The organism is Pseudomonas gingeri, assembly GCF_013386115.1.
Taxonomy (GTDB): Bacteria; Pseudomonadota; Gammaproteobacteria; order Pseudomonadales; family Pseudomonadaceae; genus Aquipseudomonas; species Aquipseudomonas gingeri.
Genome location: NZ_JACAOR010000001.1, coordinates 745,867 through 769,615 on the forward strand (window position 1 = coordinate 745,867; position 23,749 = coordinate 769,615).

At 63.5% G+C, this 23,749-nt stretch carries 22 protein-coding genes; 6 read left to right on the forward strand and 16 right to left on the reverse strand.

The features are described from left to right. Entirely contained in the window at nt 1–645 is a 645-nt protein-coding gene (locus HX881_RS03075; RefSeq protein ID WP_177082688.1) for a glutathione S-transferase family protein, read from the reverse strand. Nucleotides 646–743: 98 nt separating this feature from the next. Between HX881_RS03075 and HX881_RS03080 the strand changes: the two genes are divergently transcribed. The 3 genes from HX881_RS03080 (at nt 744) to HX881_RS03090 (ending at nt 2,707) form a co-directional block, all read left to right on the forward strand. Continuing rightward, a complete protein-coding gene (locus HX881_RS03080; RefSeq protein WP_177082689.1) occupies nt 744–1,307 on the forward strand; it encodes a TetR/AcrR family transcriptional regulator in 564 nt (187 codons plus the stop codon). Between the two features lie 316 nt (nt 1,308–1,623). Beyond that, nucleotides 1,624–2,181 (forward strand): hypothetical protein, encoded by a 558-nt coding sequence (locus HX881_RS03085; protein ID WP_177082691.1) that lies wholly within the window; start codon nt 1,624–1,626, stop codon nt 2,179–2,181. 160 nt (nt 2,182–2,341) lie between these two features. After that, on the forward strand, nt 2,342–2,707 hold the full coding sequence (locus HX881_RS03090) for a hypothetical protein (RefSeq protein WP_177082693.1): 366 nt from the start codon (nt 2,342–2,344) through the stop codon (nt 2,705–2,707). A gap of 64 nt (nt 2,708–2,771) precedes the next feature. Here the strand turns inward: HX881_RS03090 and yghU are convergent, their stop codons facing one another. Genes yghU through HX881_RS03110 form a run of 4 tightly spaced genes read right to left on the reverse strand, consistent with a single transcriptional unit; the run spans nt 2,772 to nt 9,526 of the window. Beyond that, nucleotides 2,772–3,650 (reverse strand): glutathione-dependent disulfide-bond oxidoreductase, encoded by an 879-nt coding sequence (gene yghU / locus HX881_RS03095; RefSeq protein WP_017128519.1) that lies wholly within the window; start codon nt 3,648–3,650, stop codon nt 2,772–2,774. Nucleotides 3,651–3,668: 18 nt separating this feature from the next. Next, entirely contained in the window at nt 3,669–5,156 is a 1,488-nt protein-coding gene (locus HX881_RS03100) for an efflux transporter outer membrane subunit (protein WP_017128520.1), read from the reverse strand. Continuing rightward, the gene (locus HX881_RS03105; protein WP_177082695.1) at nt 5,149–6,336 is read right to left on the reverse strand and encodes an efflux RND transporter periplasmic adaptor subunit; all 1,188 of its coding nucleotides are present in this window, start codon (nt 6,334–6,336) and stop codon (nt 5,149–5,151) included. The genes HX881_RS03100 and HX881_RS03105 overlap by 8 nt, the downstream gene beginning before the upstream one ends. A gap of 1 nt (nt 6,337) precedes the next feature. Then, on the reverse strand, nt 6,338–9,526 hold the full coding sequence (locus tag HX881_RS03110) for an efflux RND transporter permease subunit (RefSeq protein ID WP_177082697.1): 3,189 nt from the start codon (nt 9,524–9,526) through the stop codon (nt 6,338–6,340). A gap of 385 nt (nt 9,527–9,911) precedes the next feature. Between HX881_RS03110 and HX881_RS03115 the strand changes: the two genes are divergently transcribed. Continuing rightward, nucleotides 9,912–10,385: a MarR family winged helix-turn-helix transcriptional regulator gene (locus tag HX881_RS03115; protein WP_017128522.1), complete on the forward strand. Its 474-nt coding sequence runs from the start codon at nt 9,912–9,914 to the stop codon at nt 10,383–10,385. Between the two features lie 14 nt (nt 10,386–10,399). Here the strand turns inward: HX881_RS03115 and HX881_RS03120 are convergent, their stop codons facing one another. Together HX881_RS03120 and HX881_RS03125 are read right to left on the reverse strand one after the other, a co-directional pair. Continuing rightward, entirely contained in the window at nt 10,400–11,182 is a 783-nt protein-coding gene (locus HX881_RS03120; protein ID WP_177082699.1) for an SDR family NAD(P)-dependent oxidoreductase, read from the reverse strand. A 113-nt stretch (nt 11,183–11,295) separates the two neighbouring features. Continuing rightward, nucleotides 11,296–12,219: a LysR family transcriptional regulator gene (locus HX881_RS03125; protein ID WP_103032494.1), complete on the reverse strand. Its 924-nt coding sequence runs from the start codon at nt 12,217–12,219 to the stop codon at nt 11,296–11,298. A 144-nt stretch (nt 12,220–12,363) separates the two neighbouring features. On the opposite strand from HX881_RS03125, the gene HX881_RS03130 reads away from it, so the two are divergent. Beyond that, complete coding sequence (locus tag HX881_RS03130; RefSeq protein WP_042936587.1) at nt 12,364–13,269, forward strand: NAD-dependent epimerase/dehydratase family protein; 906 nt, start codon at nt 12,364–12,366, stop codon at nt 13,267–13,269. Between the two features lie 58 nt (nt 13,270–13,327). On the opposite strand, the gene HX881_RS03135 is transcribed toward HX881_RS03130, so the two are convergent. The 8 genes from HX881_RS03135 to HX881_RS03170 form a co-directional block, all read right to left on the reverse strand. Continuing rightward, nucleotides 13,328–14,308, reverse strand: a complete 981-nt coding sequence (locus HX881_RS03135; RefSeq protein WP_017128526.1) for a transketolase family protein — start codon at nt 14,306–14,308, stop codon at nt 13,328–13,330. A 3-nt stretch (nt 14,309–14,311) separates the two neighbouring features. Next, complete coding sequence (locus HX881_RS03140; protein ID WP_177082701.1) at nt 14,312–15,217, reverse strand: transketolase; 906 nt, start codon at nt 15,215–15,217, stop codon at nt 14,312–14,314. Between the two features lie 82 nt (nt 15,218–15,299). Further along, entirely contained in the window at nt 15,300–16,403 is a 1,104-nt protein-coding gene (locus HX881_RS03145) for an LLM class flavin-dependent oxidoreductase (RefSeq protein ID WP_177056761.1), read from the reverse strand. Between the two features lie 188 nt (nt 16,404–16,591). Continuing rightward, complete coding sequence (locus HX881_RS03150) at nt 16,592–17,389, reverse strand: SDR family NAD(P)-dependent oxidoreductase (protein WP_177082702.1); 798 nt, start codon at nt 17,387–17,389, stop codon at nt 16,592–16,594. Nucleotides 17,390–17,402: 13 nt separating this feature from the next. After that, nucleotides 17,403–18,914 (reverse strand): sugar ABC transporter ATP-binding protein, encoded by a 1,512-nt coding sequence (locus tag HX881_RS03155; protein WP_177082704.1) that lies wholly within the window; start codon nt 18,912–18,914, stop codon nt 17,403–17,405. A 21-nt stretch (nt 18,915–18,935) separates the two neighbouring features. Then, nucleotides 18,936–19,886, reverse strand: a complete 951-nt coding sequence (locus HX881_RS03160; protein ID WP_177082706.1) for a sugar ABC transporter substrate-binding protein — start codon at nt 19,884–19,886, stop codon at nt 18,936–18,938. Between the two features lie 58 nt (nt 19,887–19,944). Then, nucleotides 19,945–20,931 (reverse strand): ABC transporter permease, encoded by a 987-nt coding sequence (locus HX881_RS03165; RefSeq protein ID WP_017128532.1) that lies wholly within the window; start codon nt 20,929–20,931, stop codon nt 19,945–19,947. A 53-nt stretch (nt 20,932–20,984) separates the two neighbouring features. After that, nucleotides 20,985–21,500, reverse strand: a complete 516-nt coding sequence (locus HX881_RS03170; RefSeq protein ID WP_017128533.1) for a flavin reductase family protein — start codon at nt 21,498–21,500, stop codon at nt 20,985–20,987. A gap of 289 nt (nt 21,501–21,789) precedes the next feature. On the opposite strand from HX881_RS03170, the gene HX881_RS03175 reads away from it, so the two are divergent. Further along, on the forward strand, nt 21,790–22,749 hold the full coding sequence (locus tag HX881_RS03175; RefSeq protein ID WP_017128534.1) for a LysR family transcriptional regulator: 960 nt from the start codon (nt 21,790–21,792) through the stop codon (nt 22,747–22,749). Between the two features lie 25 nt (nt 22,750–22,774). On the opposite strand, the gene HX881_RS03180 is transcribed toward HX881_RS03175, so the two are convergent. Further along, the gene (locus tag HX881_RS03180) at nt 22,775–23,737 is read right to left on the reverse strand and encodes a LysR family transcriptional regulator (protein WP_042936491.1); all 963 of its coding nucleotides are present in this window, start codon (nt 23,735–23,737) and stop codon (nt 22,775–22,777) included. Nucleotides 23,738–23,749: the final 12 nt, after the last annotated feature.

A 23,749-nucleotide genomic window follows, 5' to 3' on the forward strand; every position in this document is an offset into this window, starting at 1 on the left:
TCAGGCCGGTTTTTTCACGCTGGGACGCTCACTGACCCTGGCGTTCCAGGCCGCCAGCGCCGTGCATTCCTCCGGGATCGCAATCTGGGCAAAACCGGCAAAGACCAGGCCCGCCCAGACGGTGATATCCGCCATCGAGAATTGATCGCCAGCCACGTACGGCCGGGTCTGCAGGACCTGGTCGAAATAGCGCATGCCGTTGAGTGCCTTCTCGCGATTCCTTTCTCCCCAGACCGCCCGCTCCTGCCACTCGGGGCTCTTGTAGGGTTTCAACTGCGGCCCGAGCCCCTCGGTGGCGTGGTGAAAGTAGATACCGATGGCGTCGATCAACTGGTCGTCGGCACGCTTCTGCATCATGTGGATCACGCCCTTCTCCTTCGGCGTCGTGCCGGTGAGCGTGGGCTTGCCGTCGAGGTTGTCGAGGTACTCGGTAATGGCCGTGCATTCGGCCAGGCAGGTGCCGTCATCCAGCTCCAGTACCGGCACCGTGCCGGTGGGGTTCTTCTCCAGGAAGGCCTTCTGCTTGTGCTCGGCGGCCGGCACGTCGACGCGGATGAACTCGACCCGCGAGGCCAGGCCTTTCTCGGCCAGGGCCACACGAACACGCAACGGGCTGGGAAAACCGGGCATATCGTAAATCTTCATTCTTGACTCCATTGCCATCTACCTATCGGAAGGTAGACAATGAGAGCAACGGCATACCCTTGTCAACGTATATCTATCGATAGGTAGGCAAAATTTTCATGAGCACAGACACCCGACAAACCATCCTGCAAGCTGCGCGCGCGGTGGTACAGGCTCGCGGCTACAACGCCTTGAGCTTTCGCGAACTGGCCAAGGACGTCGGCATCAAGAGTGCCAGCATCCACTACCACTTCCCCACCAAGGGCGACCTGGGCGCCGCACTGGCCCGGCGTTATACCGAAGACGCCCTGGGCTTTTTCGAACAGTTCCTGGCGGCGTCCCAGGATCCCTCCTCGGTCCTGAAGAACTACACGGCGGTGTTTCGTGCCGCCCTGGAGAACGGCAACCGCATGTGCCTGTGCGGCATCCTGGCCGCCGAACACCACGACCTGCCGCCGGAAGTGCAGGTCGAAGTGAAGGCCTTCACGGACGCCAACATTGCCTGGCTGGCCCGGGTGCTGGTCTTGAAACAGGCGGATGCGCAACCCGAAGCCCTCAGGCAGCAGGCGCTGTCGATCTTTGCCGCGATCCAGGGGGCACAACTGGTGTCGAGGGGACGCAACGACATCGCGATCTATGACCAGCTGATCGGCTCGTATCGGATGGCCGGCCTGATTCCCTGAGAAACAGGCCCTGATCGAACGCAAAGGCCCCCGAACGCCTTTTCCCATGACAGGAAAGGAAGTGGCTGACTAGCCGGTCCAGCCGCTCTGGAGGGATGATCTGATCTGGTCAGCTGTCATCGACAGCACCAGCCCAAGTGGTCGCGATCTTCAAGGCCACGGTGCGCTTATTGCGCATTGATCGCCCGAAGTTCGCCCAGCATTCGCAAGCGCGAACAGTCGTCGACGCCCTCGCCGACCGAATGCACCACGCCAACCCTGACGGAGACCAGCCGTCAGGGGGTGTCTCCGTCAATCATTTGATCAAGGAGACACCATGAGCCTGAAAATGTCGCTGTACGACGCGCTGATAGCCCTCAGGGTTCCACCGGAGAAAGCCAGGGCCGTTACCGAGGCTTGTCGGGAAGACGTGCAGATTCTTGCCCTGAAACCCGATCTGGCGCGAACCGAAAACCAGTTGAAAAAATCCATCTCGGACGTGGCCGGCGAGATGCGCGGTTCGATCAGGGGGGTTCGAAGTCAGTTCGAAGAACAGACCGCACAACTCCATAACCTGCTCGAACGGCAAAGTGAGCAGATAGCCATCTTGAATCGCGCTATCACCCACCAGGTCGAAGACCTTCGGTTGCTGGTGGAAAAACAGAGCGACGAGGTGTTTTCCGCAATCGATAAAAAAGGCAACAGCCTGCATGCCGCCATGAAGAAACAGGAGAGCCTGACCGACGAAAAAAGCACGTTGCTCGAGTCCTCCATCAAGGACTTGAAGTCGAAAAACAGATTCGTCTATTGGCAACTGGGAATCGTTGTCGCAAGTGTGCTCTTTCCGCTCCTCAAGATCGGCTTCGACCACATCCTTGCTCAATACATGTTCTGACCCGAAGCCCCGCTGGCCTGCCGACCGGCTTCAATCGATCGGCAGTCCGTAGGGCCCGGACAGGATAGGCGTTTCGCTACAAAACCGTTTCAACCCGCGCGGGGAACACTCCCCGTATGGGTGCGGTGTCTCTCCGCGCTCCATCTTGCAGGAGAGAACCATGAAACCAAGTGCTTGTACCCAACAGCAACTGGAACTGCTCAAGTTGCCGATTGTTATCACTGCCGATGTCTGGAGTGAAGCTGTAGACATTGATCGACAGCCGAGCATCGCCAAACATGGCTTTCGCCTGAGTTCGGTGCTGCACGCGGCTTACAGCGCAATCGTGTTCAAGACCTGGGTCGAGGTACCCCCGTACTTTGACTTCAGTCTTGACTACTTTGCCCCCTGGACATGCCAGTCGGGTGTCACCTGGCTGGATCTGCGGTTACTCGTCGTCCACGACGAAGAGACACCGATAGCGCTGAAAATCATGCTCAGGCGTGAGGCGCTGGTCGCTGATACCCCCATACCCCAGCTTCACTGAGGCTGCTCGACCCCTTGCTCGCCTGTCCGGGCGAGCAAGGGGTTTTCTTTATCGCCCTATCGTGTCACTGACTCACGGCAGCCAGCTTGTCTTCAGTGCGCGTCGCGAAATCGCTGGCGTCATGACGCTCACGCAATTGGCTGGAAGGCTCCCCGGACACGCGGTTGACCATCCGTCCGCGCTGCACCGCGGGACGTGCGTCGATGGCATCGGCCCAACGCTGGACATGCCGGTAATCCTGCACCGACAGGAACTCCGCCGCCTCATAGAGCCGCCCCTTCGCCAGGCCACCGTACCAGGGCCAGATCGCCATGTCGGCGATGGTGTACTCGTCGCCGGCAATGTATTCGCTGACGGCCAGGCGCTTGTCGAGCACATCGAGCTGGCGTTTGGTTTCCATGGCAAAGCGGTCGATCGCGTACTCGATCTTTGTCGGCGCATAGGCGTAGAAATGCCCGAAGCCCCCGCCCAGATAAGGCGCGCTGCCCATCTGCCAGAACAGCCAGGACAGGCATTCGGCGCGTGCAGCGGGCTCGGTCGGCAGGAACGCGCCGAATTTCTCGGCCAGGTATTGCAGAATCGCCCCCGACTCGAAGATCCGGATCGGCTTCGGCCCGCTGTGGTCCATCAGCGCAGGAATCTTGGAGTTCGGATTGACGTCCACGAAACCGCTGCCGAACTGATCACCGTCGCCGATACGGATCAACCAGGCATCGTATTCCGCGCCCTGGTGACCAAGGGCCAGGAGCTCCTCCAGCAGAATGGTGATCTTCTGGCCGTTGGGCGTTGCCAGGGAATACAGTTGCAACGGATGACGTCCGATCGGCAACTCCTTGTCATGGGTTGCCCCGGCGATGGGCCGGTTGATATTGGCAAACTTCCCGCCGTTCTCCGTAATCCAGGTCCAGACCTTGGGTGGCTGGTAATCCGATGAGTGGGTCATGCTCAATACTCCTTGGTTTCAATGGATGACTGCGGTATCGACTGCGCTGGCCCGATTGGCGGCGACATCGGCTGTACCGTTCAACCGGGCGATGTTCCAACCGCCGCCCAGCGCCTTGATCAGGCCCACGTTGGCACTCAACTGCTGGGTCTGCAACTCGAGCACCGAACGTTGTGCCTGCAGCGAAGCGACTTGTGCGGTGACAACGTCAAGGTATCCGACAGCGCCCTGGCGATAGCGTGCCAGGGACAGGTCCTGGGCGTACTGCGCGGCCGCGGCGGCGTCGCGCTGGTCGTCCAGCGCGCTACCCAGGCCGGCGATCAACGAGAGATTGTTCTCGACCTGCTCGAACGCGCCGAGCACCACCCCACGATACTTGGCGGCGGCCTCGTCGGTGGCCGCCCTGGCGATATCCACCTGGGCCTGGCGCGCACCGCCGTCGAACAGGGTCGTCACCAGCGAGGGGCCGATGGCCCAGAACAGGTTCGGCGCGGTCAGCAGGCGCGCGAACTCGTCGCTCTGGTAGCCGCCTTGGGCACTCAGGGTAATGGCCGGGAACCAGGCCGCGCGGGCCACGCCGATCCGTGCGTTGGCCGCGGCGATCCGGCGTTCGGCGGCGGCGATATCCGGGCGGCGCTGCAACAGTGTCGAGGGCACGCCCGTCGGTATGCCAGGCAGGGCGATAGGCGCGGTGCTCGGGGCAATGGCGTAGGTCGACGCCGACTCACCGAGCATCGCGGCGATGGCATGTTCGATCAGTGCCCGCTGGGCGAGGTTCTGGGTCAACTGCGACTTCACCGTCGACAACTGGGTACGCGCCCTCGCCACGTCCAGGCCGGAGACGATACCGCCGCCGTGCAGGCCTTCGGTCAGGCTCAAGGCCTTGGCATAGGCGTCGCTGGTTTCATGCAGCAACTGGTCCTGCCAGTCGAGCCCGCGCAGGCGGATATAGCTGTCCGCCAACTGGGCCTGCAGGCTCAGGCGCACCGAAGCCAGGTCGGCCTTGGCGGCCAGCGCCTCGCTGTTGCCGGCGGCGACCGTGTCGCGCACGCGGCCCCAGAGATCGACCTCATAATCCACCTCGATACCCAGGGTCGCGGAGTTGTAGACGTCCGGCGAGGTGCTCGAACGCAACGGCCGCGTGTCCGACTGCCGCAGGCGCTGGCCACTGCCAATGCCCTCGATGGTCGGAAACAGTCCGGAGCGGGCCTGGGCGACAAACGCCTGGGCCTGGAGGTAGTGGGCCAGCGCAGCGCTCAGGTCGGGGTTGTTCTTCAGCAGTTGTTGCTGCATCGCATCCAGTTGCGGATCCTTGTAGATCCGCCACCAGTCTTCACGACTGGCCTGGTCGTCGGGCGTCGCCAGCGTCCAGGGCGCCTGATCGTGAAACTGTCCGGGCACCGGAGTGGCGGGCACTTTCAACTCCGGCGCCAGCGAGCAGGCGCCCAGGCCGAGACTCGCCAGCAGCCACAGGCTCGATGACCACAGCACACGGGACTTAGCCATGGGGTTTGACCTCCGACGGGTTGTAGGCCACTTGCACCGCATCGTTGTCGGCCAGGCCATCGGGCGGCGTATCGATCACCCGGTCACTGGCCACCAGGCCGCTGCCGATCTCCACCGTGTCGCCAAAGTCACGGGCGATGCTGACGGTCTTGAACAGCACATGGTTGTTCGCATCCAGGGTCGCCACGCGCATGCCGTGGTCGTCGAACACCAGGGCGCTGGCCGGCAGGCGCAGCACATCGGCCTGCACCGGCAGGTCGAACTGCACGCTGGTATAACCACCCGGCAGCAGGCGACCGCCCGGGTTGTCCACCAACAGTTGCACCAGGGTACTGCCGGACGCCGCCGTCACCGCGTCGGCGGTGGCGATCACCTTGGCGGTAAACGCCTCCTGGCGGTACTCGGGCACCGTGAGCCGGGCCGTGGTACCGACGCGGATCTGTGGCGAGAAGGTCTGCGGTACCTGCACATAAACCCGCAGGCGGCTGACATCCGATACCGCGAACAGCTCGCGCCCGGCACTGCCGCCGGCGCTGATCAGGGCGCCGACGTCGGTGGAGCGTGCCGTGACCACCCCCTCGAACGGCGCGGTCAGGCGCTGGAAGCCCCTGGTCGCGACCAGTTGATCGACATTGGCCTGGGCCGCCTTGACCTTCGCCAGCTTGGCCGTCAGGTCACTGGTGCGCTCATCGACATCCTGGCGCGACACCGAGTCGGAAGCCAGCATCGCCTGCCAGCGCTTGGCCGTGGTTTCGGCCAGGGTGGCATTGGCCTGGGCCGAAGCCAGGTCGGCGCGGGCCTGCAGCAATTGCTGGTCGAGTTCAGGGGTGTCGATCTCGGCCAGCAGTTGCCCGGACTTGACGTGGCTGCCGATGTCCACTTTCCAGGACTTCAGGTACCCGTTGACCCGGGCAAAGATCGAGGCCCGCGAATAGGCCTCCAGTCGCCCCGGCAGGTTCAGCACCGGTCCCTGGGGCTGCACGCCCGGAGTCACCAGATTGACGCTGGGCAGCGCCTGGGTGTTGGTCCAGGTCTTCAGGTCGCGGGATTCGGTGGCGCGCACCGCGATGCCGAAGCCCACGATGGCGACCAGCAAGGCCAGTCCCAGCAGGAGTGCAACCAGGCCACGGGACGAGCGCCGACGCGGGCCCTGGTTGGATACGATGGTGTCGATGGACATGTCAAACCCCTTGAGTGACGGTGGTCGTAAGCGTGGCGTGCTGGCGACGCCCGTGCACAAGACTGAAAATCAGTGGAACCAGGAACAATGTGGCAATGGTGGCGAAACCCAGGCCGCCGATCACCGCGCGGCCCAAGGGGGCGTTCTGTTCACCGCCCTCGCCCAGGCTCAGGGCCATGGGCGCCATGCCGATGATCATCGAGATGGCGGTCATCATCACCGGCCGCAGGCGGGTAAAGCCGGCTTCCAGGGCGGCCTTCACCGGATCGCCGTGGACCGCCAGGCGCTCGCGGCAGAAGCTCACCACCAGGATCGCGTTGGCGGTGGCTACCCCCATGCACATGATCGCCCCGGTCAAGGCCGGCACCGACAAGGGCGTATGGGTGATGAACAGCATCCAGACAATCCCGGCCAGGGCCGCCGGCAACGCGGTGATGATCACGAACGGGTCGCTCCAGGACTGGAAGTTGACCACGATCAGCAGGTAGATCAGCACCACGGCGCCCAGCAGGCCGAACAGCAGCCCGCCGAAGGCCGCGTTCATGGTCTGCACCTGTCCCTGCAACTGCACCTTGGAACCGGTTGGAACATCGCCGGCATGCGCCGCAAGGATCTTCTGGATATCGGCGGCTACCCCACCGAGGTCACGGCCCTGGATCGACGTGAGGATCTCCACGACCGGCTGGATATCCGACTGGGTCACCACCGAGTTGCCATGGCTGCGCTGGATCGACGCCAGGGCGCCCAGCGTCTGGTCGGACGCCGCGCCGGCGCTGCCGCTCAGTGGCAGGTTGTGCAAGGCGGCCAGGCTGTCGAGGCTGTACTGCGGGGTCTGCAACACGATCGGGTAGGACACGCCGTTGGCGTTGTTGAGCCAGAATGTCGGCGCTACCTGGCTGGAGCCGGCCAGGTTGACCACCAGGCTGTTGGTGACATCGCGCTCGGTCAGGCCGACCAGTTGCGCCCGGGTGCGGTCGACATCGATCTTGAAGGTCGGTAGTTGCTGCGACTGCTGGATCCGTGCATCCACCACGCCGGGCACCCGGCGGATTTCCCGCAGCAGGCGGCTGGCATAGCTGAAGTTGGCCGCCAGGTTGTTGCCGGCGATCTGTACGTTGACCGGTGCCGAGGAGCCGAAGTTGAGGATCTGCCCGACAATGTCCGAGGCTGGGTACGAGAACACCGCATTGGGGAATTCCCGCGGCAGCACCTCGCGCAACTCACGCACATAGTCGGCCGTCGGCTTGTGGCCTTCCTTCAGGCTGATCTGGATATCGCTGTCCTGGGAGCCGACCGTACCGGTGTTGTTATAGGCGGTGTTGATGCCGCTGATGGACAGGCCGATATTGTCCACCAGCGCCGCCAGCTGGTCCGGCTCGATCACCGAGCGGATCGACTTCTCGACCTCGGCGATCAGCTGCGCGGTACTCTCCACCCGCGTGCCCACCGGTGCCCGCACATGCAGCAGGATCTGCCCGGAGTCGACCTCGGGGAAGAAGTTGCGCCCCAGCAGCGGCACCAGCGCGAACGAGGCGAGCACAAAAGCCAGCATCGCGATCACGACCACGCGTCGATGGTGCAAGGCGCTGTCCAGTACGCCGTGGTAATGCCCGCGCAGGGTTTCGAAACACGCCTCGAAGCCGCGCTGGAAACGCACCAGCGGATTGTTCGAGGGGGCCACGTGCGGCTGCCCGTCATCCCCGTGGACATGGGGCTTGAGCAGGTAGTTGGCCATGGTCGGCACCAGGGTCCGCGACAGGATGAACGAGGCGATCATGGCAAAGATCACCGCCTCGGCCATCGGCACGAAGAGGAACCGTGCGACACCGTCGAGGAAGAACATCGGCACGAACACGATGCAGATACACAGCAGCGAGACAAAGGCCGGCGTGACGATCTGCGCGGCCCCGTCGAGTATCGCCTGCTCCACCGGCTTGCCCTGCTCCAGGTGCCAGTTGATGTTCTCGATGGTCACCGTGGCATCGTCCACCAGGATCCCCACCGCCAGCGCCAGGCCGCCCAGGGTCATGATGTTCAGGGTCTCGCCGAGCACCGACAAGGTGACAATCGACGACAGGATCGCCAGTGGAATCGACACCGCGATAATCACCGTCGAGCGCCAGCTGCCGAGGAACAGCAGGATCATCAGGCTGGTCAGCGCCGCCGCGATCAGGCCCTCGCGGGCCACGCCGCTGATGGCCGAACGGACGAACAGCGACTGGTCGCCGATCAGGTCGATATTCAGGTTCGGCGGCAAGGCGGCCTTGTTGTCGGCCAGCTTGTCCTTGATCCCGGCGATCACCCCGAGGGTCGAGGCCGAACCGGTCTTGAGCACCGGAATCAGCACCGACCGGTTGCCGTTGACGTGGACGATGTTGCTCTGCGGCGGGTTGCCGTCACGCACCGTCGCCACGTCACGAATCAGCACCGTGGTGCCATCGGCGGTCTTGATCGGCAGGTTCTCCAGGTCATGGAAATCCGTGGGCGAGTTGTTCAGTTGCAGCGTGTATTCATAGCTGCCGATCTTCTGCGTGCCCACCGGGGTGATCACGTTCTGCGTCGCCAGGGCCGTGGCGACATCCTGCGCCGAAAGCCCCCGCGCCTGCATCCGCGCCGAGTCCAGGTCGATCTGCACCTGGCGGCTCTTGCCGCCGAACGGGTAAGGCACGGCCGCGCCGGGAACCGTGGTCAGCATCAATCGCACGGTGTTGAGGCCCAGGTCGCCCAGTTTCTGCTCGCTGAAACCATTGCCCGACAGCGCCAATTGCACGATCGGCACCGTCGAGGCGCTGTAGTTGAGGATCAGCGGCGGCACCGTGCCCGGCGGCAGGTTGCGCAGGATGGCCTGGGACACCGAAGTCAGCTGCGCGTTGGCGGTACTGATATTGACCCCGGGCTGGAAGAACACCTTGACGATCCCGTAGCCGGTCATCGACTGCGCCTCGATATGGCGGATGTCGTTGACCGTGGTGGTCAGCACCCGTTCGAAAGGCGAAGTGATCCGACCGGCCATCTGGTCCGGCGGCAAGCCGGTGTACTGCCAGATCACGGCGATCACCGGTATGCGGATTTCCGGAAAGATATCGGTGGGCGTGCGCCAGGCCGCGAGCGGTCCGACGATCAGGATGAGGATTGCCAGTACAACAAAGGTATAGGGGCGCCGCAAAGCAATGCGCACAAGGCTCAGCATGGAGGTGATCCAGACAAGGGGTTGGACAGTGAAGAAGGCGCATGACGCAGGCTCGCGGGGCGCTTCATACGGCGCTCTACTCCCGTCCCGCGCCCTCCTCAACCCGGGCAAACAGCACTGACATCCTGGTCATAAAGAGGCATATGCCACGATATAGATTTTAGTGGCATACGCAAGTATATTTCTTGCAGAACGCAGTCGAAGATCCAGTGTCAGAGGTGAAGGAGCCCTTCCGTCATCTGTGCAGTGATCTTTAAGCATCCATGGATTATGGAATCATTACGTGATCGGCCAGATCGCCGCCTCGGGAATGAAAGACCTTGTTCTCGAGACGGTCGCAGGCATAATTACCCCATCGACCCAGCCTTAAGAGAGTGATCAGCCCTTGAAATGTGCACCACCCGGTCCCGACAGCCCACAGGCCAGCAGTTGCGCGAACGGTGCCGTACGCCGCGCGTCCCGGCGCCTGGGGCAAATCTACGACGAGGCGTTCGCACCCTGCGGCCTGAAAGCCACCCAGTACTCCCTGCTGTCGCATATCGCCCGCTCCGACGAACCGCGCATGCGCGATCTGGCCCAGTCCCTGGTCATGGACCTGTCGGCGCTGGGCCATACCCTCAAGCCGCTGGTGCGCGACGGCTTGGTGCTGTTGCAGGTGGATGAACTCGACCGCCGCGGTCGTCGCGTGCTGCTGACCGAGGAAGGCCGGCGCAAGTACGAAGAGGCGCTGCTGGTCTCCCGGCAGATGTCGAGCCGCTTCGAACAGGCCTTCGGCGCGGAAGAAACCCTCCAGTTGCGCAAGACCATGGACTTCATTTCCTCGGACGACTTCGCCCAGGCCCTGCTCGGCAGAGCCTGAACCCCGCGCGACCGTCAGAGAATCGAGCGAATGGTCCCGCCTTCCACGCGCATCGCCATGCCATTGAGCGCCGGCGAGGCGGCCAGGTGCAGAACGCTGCGGGCGACTTCCTCGGGCTCGATCATCCGCCGGATCAGCGACGTCGGCTCGGTTTCGTCGAAGTAGTCGGCCACCACCTGTTGCGGGCTGATCCCCTTCTCTTCGGCAATCTCCCGGTGATAACGACGCACCGCCTCGGTGGCGGTCGGGCCCGGCAATATCGAATTGACCCGCACCGCCGTGCCCCTGGTCAGTTCGGCCAGGGCCCGGGACAAGCCCAGCAGGCAGGCTTTCATCGCGCCGTAGTGAACCATCCAGGGTTGCGGCTTGACCGCCGACTCACTGCTGATGAACACCACCGAACCCTCGCCGCGGCTGAGCATGTCGTTCATCACCAGGCGGCTCATGCGCACGCCGCTCATGACATTGACGTTGAAGTAATGCAGCCAGCGGGCATCATCGGTGTCGAAAAAGTCCCGTACCTCGAAGATACCGACGTTGTTGATCAGGAAGTCGATGGGCCCGAATTCCCGGGCCAGGGCCACCAGTCGCTCGGGCACGCCGGCCTGGGTCAGGTCGCCGGCCAGCCCCTTGCTGCGCGGCCCCAGTTCTTCGAGGGCCTGGGCGACCTCTTCTTCCAGCAGACCGCTGATGACTACGTTGGCCCCTTCAAGCAGGAAGCCGTGGGCGATGGCCTTGCCAATCCCCGTGGCGCCGCCGGTGATCAGCGCCGTCTTGCCGGTCAGTTGATAATCCATGAAATCCGCCTGGGTTGTTCTTGTGCGGATCATCATGCCCCAGGGCCGGGCGAAGGATTTTCAAGAATTGTCGAAGACTGAATTAAGCCTTTTTGCAAAACCGCGTTGCCCGCTCAGTCCTGGGACAGGCGCGGGGCGATCCGTTCCAGCAGGAAGTCGATAAACACCCGCACCCGATGGGGCAGTTGCCGTCCGGGGCCGATGAAGACCGCGTGGATCGCCTCGCTTTCCCCGCTGTCCCAGGTTTCCAGTAACGGCACCAGGCGCCCGGCCTCGATATCGGCGCCGATATGGAAGTTGGCCAGCCGGGCGATACCCAGTCCGGCCAAGGCCGACTGGCGCATGCTCTCGCCGTCGCTGAGGAGGATATTGCCCTGGGGCTCGATCTCGATGCGCTGGCCCTCGTCGCCGCGAAACACCCAGGCCTGGGAGTAGCGGTGGAAACCGAAGCTGAGGCGGTTGTGCCCATGCAACGCCTCCAGTGACTCGGGCTTGCCGAAACGGGCGATATAGCTCGGCGCCGCCACGGTGATCAGACGGCTTTCGCCGAGCCGGCGCTGGACCAGGCTCGACTCCTTCATCGGTCCGGTGCGGATCGCCACATCCGCGCGACGTTCGAGCAGGTCGACCACGGTATCGGTCAGTTCGACATTGAGGGTGATGTCCGGATAGGCGGCGAGGAAGTCCGGCAGCAACGGCAACAGGCAATGCAGGCCGAACGGCAGGTTGGCGTTGACCTGGATCAGCCCGCTGGGCCGGGTGACATTCGCCACGTCGCGCTCGGCGTTGTCGATCTGCTCGAGAATGCGCAGGCACTCGCTGTTGAAACGCTCGCCCTCGGCGGTGAGCTCCAGGCGCCGGGTCGAGCGATGCAGCAGGCGCGCGCCGAGCCGTTGCTCCAGGCGGGCGATCAACTTGCTCACCGCCGAAGGCGACATGTCCAGCTGGCGGGCTGCCTCGGAAAAGGTGCCGGCCGCAACCACCCGGGTGAACACTTCCATTTCGCCGGAGCGATTGATGTCTTTGATATTGAGCATGAATCGAGTTCACAGATGATTGGAGTTTCAGCAGTCTAGCTCATACCTGGGGTGGATCGTATCGTGAATGGATTCCAGCACCTGGAATACCTGCGCCTGCGCTTTTTTCCGCGCCAGGCCCCACGACAAGAAGAGGACATCTCAGTGAAAATTTTCGTTACCGGCGCGACCGGCTATATCGGCGGCTCGGTGGCCAGCTACCTGGTCAAGGCTGGCCATCAGGTCAGCGGGCTGCTGCGCAATCCGGATCAGCGCAACGCCCTGCTGGAACTCGGTATCACCCCCGTGCTCGGCACCCTGGACGATGCCTTTATCCTCACCGAGCAGGCGCGTGCCGCCGATGTGGTGGTCAACGCCGCCAACTCCGACCACCTGGGGTCGGTACAGACCTTTATCGACGCCCTGCGCGGCAGCGGCAAGGTCCTGCTGCACACCTCGGGTTCCAGCGTGGTGGGTGACGATGCCCGGGGCGCCTACGAGCGCGCCGAGATTTTTACCGATGAAACACCGTTCACGCCGATGGACATCCGCAAGGACCGGGTCGAAATCAACCAGTTGGTACGGCGCGCCGGCGTCGAGGACGGTATTCGCAGCATCGTGTTCTGCCCGACCATGATCTATGGCGAGTCCCTCGGGCTGCCGGTCAAGAGCGACCAGTTGCCCAAGCTCTATGCCAAGTCCCGTGAATATGGTGCCGGCGCCTACATGGGCGCCGGGCTGCATCGCTGGTCCAACGTGCATATCGAGGACCTGGCCGAGCTCTATCGCCTGGCGATCGAAAAGGCCCCCTCGGCTTCGCTGTTCTTCGCGGAAAACGGCGAGGCCTCGTTTATCGAGATCGCCACGGCCATCAGCAAGGCCCTGGGTTATGGCGGACGGATCCAGAGCTGGCCGGCCGACGAGGCCATTGCCCAACTGGGTGACTGGGCGCGCTTCGCCATCGGTTCCAACAGTCGTGTGCGGGCGGTGAATGCGCGGGTATTGCTCGGCTGGCAGCCCAAGCGCGAATCGATCCTGGAGTGGATCGAAAGCACGGACGTGCAGTGGTAAACCCCCGGCCGTATTGAGGTGATCGTTCCCACGCCGCGGCGTGGGAACGATCGGATGATCAGCCCAGCACTTCCCGCGCCACGCTCTCGATACCCGCCGCGTCCAGGCGATAGTGCCGGTACAGGTGCGTCGGCGGCGCGATCAGGCTGTACTCGTCGTAGATCCCGTGACGGCGCACCTTGACGCCGATGCCCTCTTCGGCAATCACCTCGCACACCGCCCCACCCAGCCCGCCGATGATGTTGTGTTCCTCGACGGTGAGAATTGCCCGGCTGTTGCGCGCCGCGGTCAATACCGCCTCGCGGTCCAGCGGCTTGATGGTGGTCATGTCGATCACGCCAACCGAACGCCCCGCCGTATTCAGTGCCCGCGCCGCTTCCAGCGCCGGGTGCACGGTGGAACCGGTGGCGATGATGGTCAGCTCGGCACCGGTGAGGTGCACCGTGGCCTTGCCGAAGACGAACGCAGGCACTTCTTCGTACACCACGGGGTCGCGCCCGCGCTGGATGCGGAAGTAGATCGGCTGCGGATGATGCACCGAGGCCAGGATTGCCGCCTTGAGCTGGTTGCCATCGGCTGGCGCGACGATAGTGAGATCGGCGATCGCACGCATGATCGCCAGGTCTTCGGTGGCGTGGTGGGAGGTGCCATAGAAGCCCAGGGAAATCCCCGCATGGTGGCCGATCAGGCGCACCGGCAGCGCCGAATAGGCGACGTCCATGCGAATCTGCTCGCAGCACAGCAACGGCAGGAACGAAGCGAAGGTGGCGACAAACGGCTGCATGCCGACCGCTGCCATCCCCGCCGCCGCCGAGACCATGTTCTGCTCGGAAATGCCGAACTGGACGAAACGTTCGGGGTGCAGTCCGGCGAATTTCGACAAGCCGTTGGAGTACTGCAGGTCGGCGGTACCGGCGACCACCGGATGGCCCTGATCGAGCAGTTCGATCAGCGCATCGGACAAGGCATTGAGGCTGGGGGTCTGCTCGTTGAGTTCACGGTACTGCCAGGAGTTGCTCGACTGAGGTGCGTTGTTCATGGCTTAGATGACCTTGCTTTTGATTTCTTCGACGGCACGTTGTGCATCTTCGGGATCGAGATAGCCCAGGTGCCAGCCCGGCTCGGTTTCCATGTAGGACACGCCCTTGCCCTTGACCGTATTGGCGATGATGCATACCGGTCGGGTACGCTGGGTGTCGGCTTTCAGCCGGCGCAACAGCGGGGTCAGGGTCGCCAGGTCATGGCCGTCCACCACATGGGTTTCCCAGCCGAAGGCGATCCACTTGTCCGCCAGCGGCTCGATGCCGATCACGTCGTCGACGCTGCCGTCGAGCTGGAAGCCGTTTCGGTCGATGATCGCGAACAGGTTGTGGACCTTATGGTGGGCCGCGCCCAGGGCCGCCTCCCACACCTGCCCTTCCTGCATCTCGCCGTCGCCGAGCATGACGAAGGTGTTGAACGACTGGCCCAGCATGCGCCCGGCCAGGGCCATGCCCAGTCCACCGGACAAGGCATGGCCGATGGAACCGGAAGAAAAGTCCACGCCCGGCACCTTGCGCATGTCCGGGTGGTCGCCCAGGGGATTGCCCAGGCGGGTGTAGTTATCGAGGATCGACTGGTCGAAGAAACCCCACTCCACCAGCACCGGGAACAGCCCGACGGCGGCGTGGCCCTTGCCCATCATGAAGCGGTCGCGATCCGGCCATTTCGGTTCGCCATGGCGCAGGTCCATCACGTCGTAATACAGCGCGGCGAACAGCTCGGCGGCGGAAAACACCGAGGTGTAGTGGCCGACCTTGGCGATCTCGATCAGGCGGATGGTTTCCAGGCGAATGAATTGCGCCTTGTCCCGCAAGCGGGCCAGTTCCTGCGCGGTCAGTTGGAAAGCCGCGTCGTCCTGCACGGACGATGGCCGCGGGTCGAGGCCTTGTCTTGTCAAATCAGTCATGGGTAGTGTCCAGACATATCACGGAAAAATCGGCCGCGGCGCTCAGGCGCGCGGCCGCACACGGACTCCGGCAGCCGGCCGGTTACTGCGCTTTCAGGCGCGGGGTCATGTAGTCGTTCAGGCGCGGCATGACCTGCTGCGCCGTCAGCTCCATCGAGCGCCGCCACAGCGCCTCGTCATCCCACTCGTGGAAAGTGGTCATCAAGGTGCCGAACGGCCCGGTCTGCTCGCTGAACGCCACCAGTTGCTCGGTGACCGAGTTCACGTCGCCGTAGATCACCATCTCGCGGATGCAGTGATCCACCGTCACTTCCTCGTCGGTCATGTCCGGGCGGGTCTTGAAGATCTTCGTGTAGTTGTTGCTCGACAGGTTATCGATCATGTAGTCGAAGTAGCGGCGCAGGGTGCAGCTGTCCTGGGCCAGGTAGTCTTCGGCCTGGGCCTGGGAGTCGGCGACGAACACCGAGCGCGCCACCCGCCAGTTGTTGGCATCGGCCTTGACCCCGGCCTCCTCGGCTCCCTTGCAGTAGGCTTGCCAATGCGAGGCGACGGTGGCCGTGGGGTTGAAGTTGGCCGACATCAGGTCCCAGTCCTTGCTTCCGGCCAGCTTCGCGGTGCTGGAGAACGGGCTCATGGCGGTAGTCGCGACCCGCGGGAAGGGCTTCTGGAATGGCGTCGGCATGTAGCCGATTTCCAGTTCATGGTTCACCGAGTCCTTGAGGCTGACCTGGAAGTGCTCGCCGGTAAACGCATAAGGCGCATTGCTGCCCCAGATGGCCCGGATCATCTCGTAGCATTCGACCATCATCTGCCCACGGTCCTTGCCGTTGCTGCCGAAGACCTCGAAGTCCGAGGCCAGGCCGCCCGGGCCGATGCCCATGATGAAACGCCCCTTGGCCATGTGGTCGAACATCGCGGCGTCGGCGGCGATGCGTGCCGGAAAGTGATGCGGCAGATTCAGCACGCCGGTGCACAGCTTCATGCGTCGGGTCAGCGGAATCAGGGTGGAAAGGAACTGCAGGGCGTTGGTCACCGGCTCCGTGCGCTGCGAGGTGTGCTCGCCCACCCACAGCTCGTCGAAACCGACGGCGTCGGCATGCACGGCGCAGGCGATGTCCTGGTCGTACATCTCGTGATAGTCCCAGCCCTTGTGGTGTAGCGGCTGCATGAACATGGCAAGTTTCATGTCGTTCTCCTGCGGTTTTCAATGAGCGCCACGGGACGAACCGGGGTTCGCGCCATGACGTTTTTCACACCGGGACGGTTTTGCGGGCATGCAAAGCCCCGCACCGCCCGGCGCGGTGTTCAAGCAATGAAGCGAATCGGGGCTGGCGCGACGGCCTCAGGTGTCGCACCGCCATGCTTGCGGGGCGGTCAACTGCCGTGCAGCAGCCACCCGCCGTCGACCAGCAGGTCGACCCCGGTCAGGTACGACGCCATGGGCGACGCGAGGAACAGCGCCGCATTGGCGATCTCGAAAGGCTCGGCCGGACGCCCCAGGGGAATGTTCCCCAGGACGTTGTTCTGCCGATGCTGTTCCAGCAGCTCCGGTTCCAGGTTGCCGGGCGTGGCGGTCAGCCCCGGCGACAATGAATTGACCCGGATGCCGAACGCGCTGAGGTCCTTCGCCAGGCTGCGGGTCATGGCCAATACCGCGCCCTTGGACGTGTCATAGGCGCAGTGATTGGCCATGGGTCGATGGCCGCAGATCGAGGACAGGTTGATGATGCTGCCGCCCCTCGCCTGCTTGCGCATCTGCCGCTGTGCCGCCTGCGCCCCCTGGAACACCGCACGGGTATTGATCGCCTGCAACTGGTCCCAGAAGGTCACGTCGATCTCGTCGATATTCCTGAGCGGGTAGATACCGGCGTTGTTCACCCAGATATCCAGGCTGCCGTAGCGCTCGACCGCGGCATCGGCCAGGCGCTGGATATCGTGCGGGTAGCGCACGTCGCAGGCCATGAACGACACCGCCAGGCCCGCCTCCGTCAGCTCTTCGCTGCGCTCGGGCGCCAGGCTGCCGATCAGCACGCTGGCCCCGGCTTCGGCCAGGCGCCGACTGATGGCAAAGCCGATACCGTTGCTGCCGCCGGTGACCACCGCGGTCTTGCCGCGCAGATCGAGCAGCTGGGCAAAGGGCGGGTAAGGCAAGGCTTGATAAGGATGGGACATGCTGAAACTTCCTCTAGGCGGTGGCCAGGGTCATGATGCGGTCGGGGGCGATCTGTCGGCCCTGCAGGACACCCTGGGCACGCCCGCGGGCCATGACCATGACCCGATGGGACAGGCCGATCACTTCATCCAGGTCGGAACTGACCACGATCACCGACACGCCGGTTCTCGCCAGTTCGACGATCAGTTCATAGATCGCCGCGCGGGCGCCCATGTCGATGCCCCGGGTCGGCTCGTCGAGAATGATCACCTTCGGACCCCGCGCCACCCACTTGGCGATCACCACCTTCTGCTGGTTGCCGCCCGAGAGTTTGTCCAGGGTCTGCCGTGCCTGGCCCTTGATACCCAGGGCGGCAATTCGCTCCAGGGCAAAGGCCATGACCCGACCGTTGTCCATGACCCCACAGGCACTGAGGCGGTCCAGGTTGCAGTAGGCCAGGTTCTCGGCGATGGTCTGGCCAAGCACCACGCCTTCGGCCTTGCGGTCCTCGGGAATCAGCACCACCCCGGCGCGGATTGCCGCCGCCACATCGTTGCCCGGCAAGACCTGCTCAGCGACCCGGACACTGCCGGCGGCCAGTGGGCTCAGTCCGGCAATCGCCTGGACCACCTCCGTGCGCCCGGCCCCGACGATACCGGCAATCCCGAAGATCTCCCCGGCACGTACCGCGAACGAAATATCGGCGAAGCGCCCTGCCCGGTCCGACAGCCGCTCGACCCGCAGCACCAGCTCTTCCGTCGGCTCGGGCAGCGCCGGAAACAGCCGCTCGATGGAACGCCCGACCATCTGCGAGACCAGCAGGCCGACATCCGCCGCGCCGCTGTCATGACGGGCGATCAGGCAGCCGTCGCGCATGACCACCACCTTGTCGGCGATCCGGGCGATTTCATCCATGCGGTGGCTGATATAGATAAACGACACGCCCTGGCCCTTGAGCGTCTCGATCTGCCGGAACAGCAGGTCGGTTTCCTCCTTGCCCAGGGCCGCGGTCGGCTCGTCGAGAATCAGCAGGCGCGAGTTCAAGGTCAGCGCCCGGGCGATTTCCACCAGTTGCTGCGCGGCAATCTTCAGCTGGCCGACCAGGGTATCCGGGGAAATATCCAGGCCCAGGCGTTGCAGCTGCTTTTCCGTCTCGCGGTACATGTGCCCACGGTCGACCAGCCCGCCACGGGTCGGCAGGTGGCCGAGAAACACGTTCTCCGCCACGCTGAGTTCCGGCAACAGGTGGATCTCCTGGTGGATCATATTGACCCCCAGCGCCATGGCCTCGGCCGGCCCACCCGGGGCATAGGGTTGGCCAGCGAGGAACATGCTGCCCTTCGACGGTCCCTGGGCGCCGGCGACGATGGAGGAAAAGGTCGATTTGCCGGCCCCGTTCTCCCCCAGCAGAGCGACCACTTCGCCGTAACCGATAGCGAGGCTGATGTCTTCCAGCACCCGCACCCCATGAAATGACTTGCCGATGTTGCAGGCCCTGAACAGCGGCTCCTGAACGGCTTGGCCCGAAGGCTCGATCGCGTGCATCACAAGCTCTCCTCCGGCAGTTCAAGGGTGCTTTTCAAGAAAGGCGGCCGCGTTTTCACGGGTGGTGACAAAGGCCGGCAGCAACTGGGTTTTCTCCACGCTCTTGCCCTGCTGCAGATCCACGGCGGTGCGCAGCGCGGTGCGCCCCATCTCCACCGCCTGCTGGGTGATGGTCAGGTCCATCTTGCCGTCGCGCACCGCTTCCAGGGCCGAAGGCAGGCCGTCATAACCGAACACCCAGATCTTGTGATCGATATTGGCGACCTTGACCGCCTGGGCGGCGCCGAGGGCCGGGGCATCGGAACGGCCGAGGAACACGTCGATCCGTGGATTCTTCTGCAACATGTCCTGGGCCACCTTGAAGCCGTTGTCCTGCAGCCAGTCGGTGGGCTTGCTGTCGACGATCTTCATCTGCGGCGCCTGCGTCAGCACCGCGTCGAAGCCCTTGGCACGGGTGACTTCGGTGGAGTCGCCGAGGGTGCCCTGGAGCAGGCCGATCTGTGCCTTGCCACCGGTGAGCTTGATCATCTGCCGGGCCAGTTCGCCGGACGCCGCGAGGTTGTCGGTGGAGATATAGGCATCGCACTCGACGTTTTTCGGAAAGTTGTCGACGCACACCACCGGCACGCCCTGTTGCCGCGCCAGGCGTACCGGTACGGCCGAGGCGGCGCTGCCGGTGGCGGTGTACAGCAGCACATCGATACCCTTGCTGAGCATGTCCTGGATCTGGCTGACCTGCCGCGCCGGATCGGCCTGGGCATCGGAGACCAGCACCTTCTTGATCCCCATACCGCTGGCCTGCTCCATCACGCCGTCACGCACCATCAGGTAGAACACCCATTGCAGGCTCGGGATCGACATCCCCACGGTGATCTGGTCCACGGCCTTGCCCTGGGCGTGAGCGCCACTGGACAGCAGGCAGGCGAACAGCGGCAACCACAGGGAACGCAGCACAAACGCGGAACGATTCATGTCTTTATCCTTCTTGTTATCGGCTCTGGAGAAAATCGGGAAGAGCGGCGACATCGCCTCAATCGCCCTTGCGCTTGAGCAGGTCGAGCATCACCGCGAAGGCGATCACCGCGCCGATCACCACCTGCTGCACAAAGGGTGAAATGCCCGCCAGGTTCAGGCCGTTGCGCAGCACGCCGATGATCAGCACCCCGACCAGGGTCCCGACCACGCTGCCCGCGCCGCCCTTGAGGCTGCCGCCGCCGATCACCACGGCGGCGATCACGTCCAGCTCATAGCCGACGCCCGCACCGGCGCCGGCAGTGTCCAGGCGCGAGGTCATGATGATTCCGCCCAGTGCCGCGCAGATGCCGGAGAGGATGTACACGGCGCTGGTGTAGCCCTTGACCCGGATGCCCGCGAGTCGCGCCACCTTGGCGCTGCCGCCGATGGCGTAGAGGCTGCGGCCGGCCACGGTGAAACGCAGCACGAACCAGAACAACAGGGCCAGCAGCAGGAAACACAGCACCGTCAGCGACAGCACGCCGCCATAGCGGATCACCGAGAGATTGCTGAACCATTCGGGAAAACCACTGACCTGGGCGCCATCGGTGACCATATAGGCCAGGCCGCGGGCCACCGACATCATCGCCAGCGTCGCGATAAACGACGGCAGCCCGGCTCTTACCACCAGCAACGCGGTGGTGGCGCCGCAAGCCGCGCCGACCACCAGGGCCGCGAGCATCGCCAGCCACATCGGCACGCCGAGAGCCTGGCCGAGCCAGCTCATGACCATGATCGCCACCGCCAGCACCGCGCCCACCGACAGGTCGATACCGCCGATGAGGATCACCAGGGTCATGCCCAGGGCCATGATGCCGAGCACCGTGACCTGGTCCAGTACATTGAGCAGGTTGCTCACACTCAGGAAGTTGTCTGTGAAGACCGTCAACACCACGCATAACAACAACAGTCCGAGCAAGGGGCCGGCGACACTGCTGTCCACACCGATCCACTTGGGCAGCACACCGCCAAGGCGTGTTTTCGCCAGCAACTGATTATTCATACCCACATCCGCTTATTATTTGATTGTTATAAGATCGAGCATCATTCTGACAACTAACCGCGCAACTCCCGATAGCGTCCGCCCATATACAGCAGCGGTTGTTCCAATGGCTGGGTCATGACATCGATGACATTGCCGATCATCACCGTATGAGTGCCGTGTTCGATTTCCCGCACCACTTCGCAGAAGATCGCCGCCTGGGCGTCGGCCAGATAGCGGATACCATGGATACCGGTCTTCCATTCACCCTCGACAAAGCGCCGTTCGCGCAAGTCGGGCTGGCTGAAGATCCGGCAGATCGGTTCATGCTGGCTTTGCAGCATGTTCACGCAGAACAGCCCGGAACGCTTGATGATCGGCGAGGCACTGGCGTTGCGATTGACACAGATCAGCGCCGAGGCCGGATCCATGGACACCGAGGAAAACGCCGTGGCGGCGAGGCCGTGGGGCAGCCCTTCGGCATCGATCGTGGTGACCAGGGTGATCGACGCGGCGAAGCGCCCCATGGCCGATTTGAACTCGCCCGCCAGGTTGGCCGAATGGGCGACTTCCTGATAATGCACACGCATACATAAACCCTCTTTCTTATGTTTTTGTCATCAGCCCGGGTCTCCATTATTAACAATCAGCCGTGCTTTTCTATTCATCTTTGAAAAATTGACTTTTCAACTTCAGCGAAAGGTGAAGCCAACAAAAAACACATTTGAATTAAATTCACCAATGCCCAGACAGCCCATTTCACGGGGCCGCGCAACAAATACGATTTATTCGGACAACATAAAGACAATAGCGTCACTTGAATAAACAGCCGATACTTCATCCACAACAAGAAACATTCATCGAGCAGTGGATTCAGTCATGGTTGATCGCTTGCAGGACATGCGACTGTTTCGCCTGGTGGTGCAGACAGGCTCCCTTTCCACCGCGGGTCGGCAGATGGGCCTGTCGCCTGCCGCCATGAGCGGTCGACTCAAGGCCATGGAAGAGTTTTATGGGCTGCGCCTGCTCAAGCGCAATACCCGTTGCCTGAGCCCCACGCCCGAGGGGCAGCTCCTGTTCGAGAATGCGCTGAAGATCCTCGAAGAGGTCGATGCCCTCGACAGCATCATCAAGAGCGGCCATAGCGACCTGCTGGGCACCATCGGCCTGACCTGCCCCACCGACCTGGGCCGCCAGCGGATCAGCCAGTTGGTCGACGCCTTTATCGGCGAGAACCCCAATGTCAGCATTCGCCTGTTCTTCACCGACCGGCTGCTGGACTTTGTCGAGTCGGGCTCGGATATCGCCATTCGCTTCGGCGACCTGCCGGACAGCTCGCTGATCGCCCGCCCCCTGGGGTTCGACCGGCAGATGGTCTGTTGCTCTCCGGCGTACCTGGCGCGTTTCGGCACCCCGCGTACTCCCGAGGACCTGCTGGAACACAATTGCCTGGTGCAACTGCGCGCCGACTTCGCCCTGGATCGCTGGCGCTTCTTCGAGAAAGGCGCCGCCACCACGGTGCAGGTCAAGGGCAATCGCCTGGCCAATGACGGCTTCACCCTGCGCCAGTGGGCGGTGCAAGGCCTGGGCGTCATCTGGAAGTCGGCCTGGGAAGTGGCCGAGGATATCCAGTCAAACCGCCTGGTGGCGGTGCTGGAGGATTACCAGTGTCCGACCACCGAGTTCCACCTGCTCACCGAAGGCGGCAAGAAGCTCCCGCGCCGGGTGAAGTTGTTCGTCGATTTCGCCGTGGACTACTTCAAGCACCTGGACACTCCGGCCCGGCACCTGCTCACTCCGCCCGTCCATGGACGCCCGATGCCCGTCTGCCTGTCCTGACGTGGCGCGCAGGTACGCATCGGCCCTAACGGGCCAGCTCGCTGGCGCTCCTGAGCGAGTAAAGACATTCCTGCTCGATGGTCGCCCGTAACTGTGCGGCCTCCTGTTCCAGGCGCTCGCACATGAAGTCGACAAACACGCGAATCTTGCGCGACAACTGGCGGCTCGAGGGCCAGACGATGTTCATGGTGTCCGGTGGGATCAGATAACCATGCAGCAGGCAGCGCAGCGAGCCATCAGCCAATGCTTCGCGGGCCAGGAAGTCGGGGATGGTCCCCAGGCCGAAGCCTTTGAGCAGCGCCCCCCGGACCATTTCCATGTTGTTGCTGACCATCACCGTGCGGGTCCGCGGCTCGCGCGTGCCTTCCTCGCGCAGCAGGGGGAAATCCAGCAGTTTGCCATTCTTGAAGTAGCGGAAACGCACCGCCAGGTGATCGTCCAGGTCAGCCGGTGTCAGTGGCGTGCCGTGACGCTCCAGGTACGACGGCGCGGCGCACAGCACCGGTTGCACACCGGGCAAGGTACGGCGCATCAAACGCGAGTCCGGCAGTTCGCCGCTGCGGATGGCGATGTCCACGCCTTCCTCGATCAGGTCCACCAGCTTGTCGCTGAAGTCGAGGTCCAGTTCGATATCGGGATACAGTTCCATGAACGCGATCAGCACCGATTCGAACAACGCATAGCTGGCCGCCGGCATGCTGATCCGCAAGCGCCCGCGGGGAACCTCCGTGGACTGCGACAGGGTCGCCTGGGCGTCGTCCAGGTCATCGAGAATGCGCCGGCAACGCTCCTGGAACACCCGCCCCTCGTCGGTCAGGCTGAGGCTGCGGGTCGAGCGCTGGAACAGCCGCACACCCAACTGTTGCTCGAGCCGGGTCACCCCCTTGCCGACCGCCGACGCCGACAGTCCCAGCGCCCTGCCCGCGGCAACGAAACTGCCCAACTCTGCCGTGCGGATAAAGGGCATCAAGCCACTGAGTCGATCCACCTGCGTCTCCCA

What these genes read in the sequence shown, in the direction of transcription:
- HX881_RS03145 (WP_177056761.1), bottom strand. Translation starts at nt 16,403, where the DNA reads ATGAAACTTGCCATGTTCATGCAGCCGCTACACCACAAGGGCTGGGAC.
- HX881_RS03175 (WP_017128534.1), top strand. Translation starts at nt 21,790, where the DNA reads ATGGTTGATCGCTTGCAGGACATGCGACTGTTTCGCCTGGTGGTGCAG.
- HX881_RS03160 (WP_177082706.1), bottom strand. Translation starts at nt 19,886, where the DNA reads ATGAATCGTTCCGCGTTTGTGCTGCGTTCCCTGTGGTTGCCGCTGTTC.
- HX881_RS03140 (WP_177082701.1), bottom strand. Translation starts at nt 15,217, where the DNA reads ATGACTGATTTGACAAGACAAGGCCTCGACCCGCGGCCATCGTCCGTG.
- HX881_RS03080 (WP_177082689.1), top strand. Translation starts at nt 744, where the DNA reads ATGAGCACAGACACCCGACAAACCATCCTGCAAGCTGCGCGCGCGGTG.
- HX881_RS03125 (WP_103032494.1), bottom strand. Translation starts at nt 12,219, where the DNA reads ATGCTCAATATCAAAGACATCAATCGCTCCGGCGAAATGGAAGTGTTC.
- HX881_RS03075 (WP_177082688.1), bottom strand. Translation starts at nt 645, where the DNA reads ATGAAGATTTACGATATGCCCGGTTTTCCCAGCCCGTTGCGTGTTCGT.
- HX881_RS03100 (WP_017128520.1), bottom strand. Translation starts at nt 5,156, where the DNA reads ATGGCTAAGTCCCGTGTGCTGTGGTCATCGAGCCTGTGGCTGCTGGCG.
- HX881_RS03090 (WP_177082693.1), top strand. Translation starts at nt 2,342, where the DNA reads ATGAAACCAAGTGCTTGTACCCAACAGCAACTGGAACTGCTCAAGTTG.
- yghU (WP_017128519.1), bottom strand. Translation starts at nt 3,650, where the DNA reads ATGACCCACTCATCGGATTACCAGCCACCCAAGGTCTGGACCTGGATT.
- HX881_RS03105 (WP_177082695.1), bottom strand. Translation starts at nt 6,336, where the DNA reads ATGTCCATCGACACCATCGTATCCAACCAGGGCCCGCGTCGGCGCTCG.
- HX881_RS03150 (WP_177082702.1), bottom strand. Translation starts at nt 17,389, where the DNA reads ATGTCCCATCCTTATCAAGCCTTGCCTTACCCGCCCTTTGCCCAGCTG.
- HX881_RS03085 (WP_177082691.1), top strand. Translation starts at nt 1,624, where the DNA reads ATGAGCCTGAAAATGTCGCTGTACGACGCGCTGATAGCCCTCAGGGTT.
- HX881_RS03165 (WP_017128532.1), bottom strand. Translation starts at nt 20,931, where the DNA reads ATGAATAATCAGTTGCTGGCGAAAACACGCCTTGGCGGTGTGCTGCCC.
- HX881_RS03110 (WP_177082697.1), bottom strand. Translation starts at nt 9,526, where the DNA reads ATGCTGAGCCTTGTGCGCATTGCTTTGCGGCGCCCCTATACCTTTGTT.
- HX881_RS03135 (WP_017128526.1), bottom strand. Translation starts at nt 14,308, where the DNA reads ATGAACAACGCACCTCAGTCGAGCAACTCCTGGCAGTACCGTGAACTC.
- HX881_RS03155 (WP_177082704.1), bottom strand. Translation starts at nt 18,914, where the DNA reads ATGCACGCGATCGAGCCTTCGGGCCAAGCCGTTCAGGAGCCGCTGTTC.
- HX881_RS03170 (WP_017128533.1), bottom strand. Translation starts at nt 21,500, where the DNA reads ATGCGTGTGCATTATCAGGAAGTCGCCCATTCGGCCAACCTGGCGGGC.
- HX881_RS03120 (WP_177082699.1), bottom strand. Translation starts at nt 11,182, where the DNA reads ATGGATTATCAACTGACCGGCAAGACGGCGCTGATCACCGGCGGCGCC.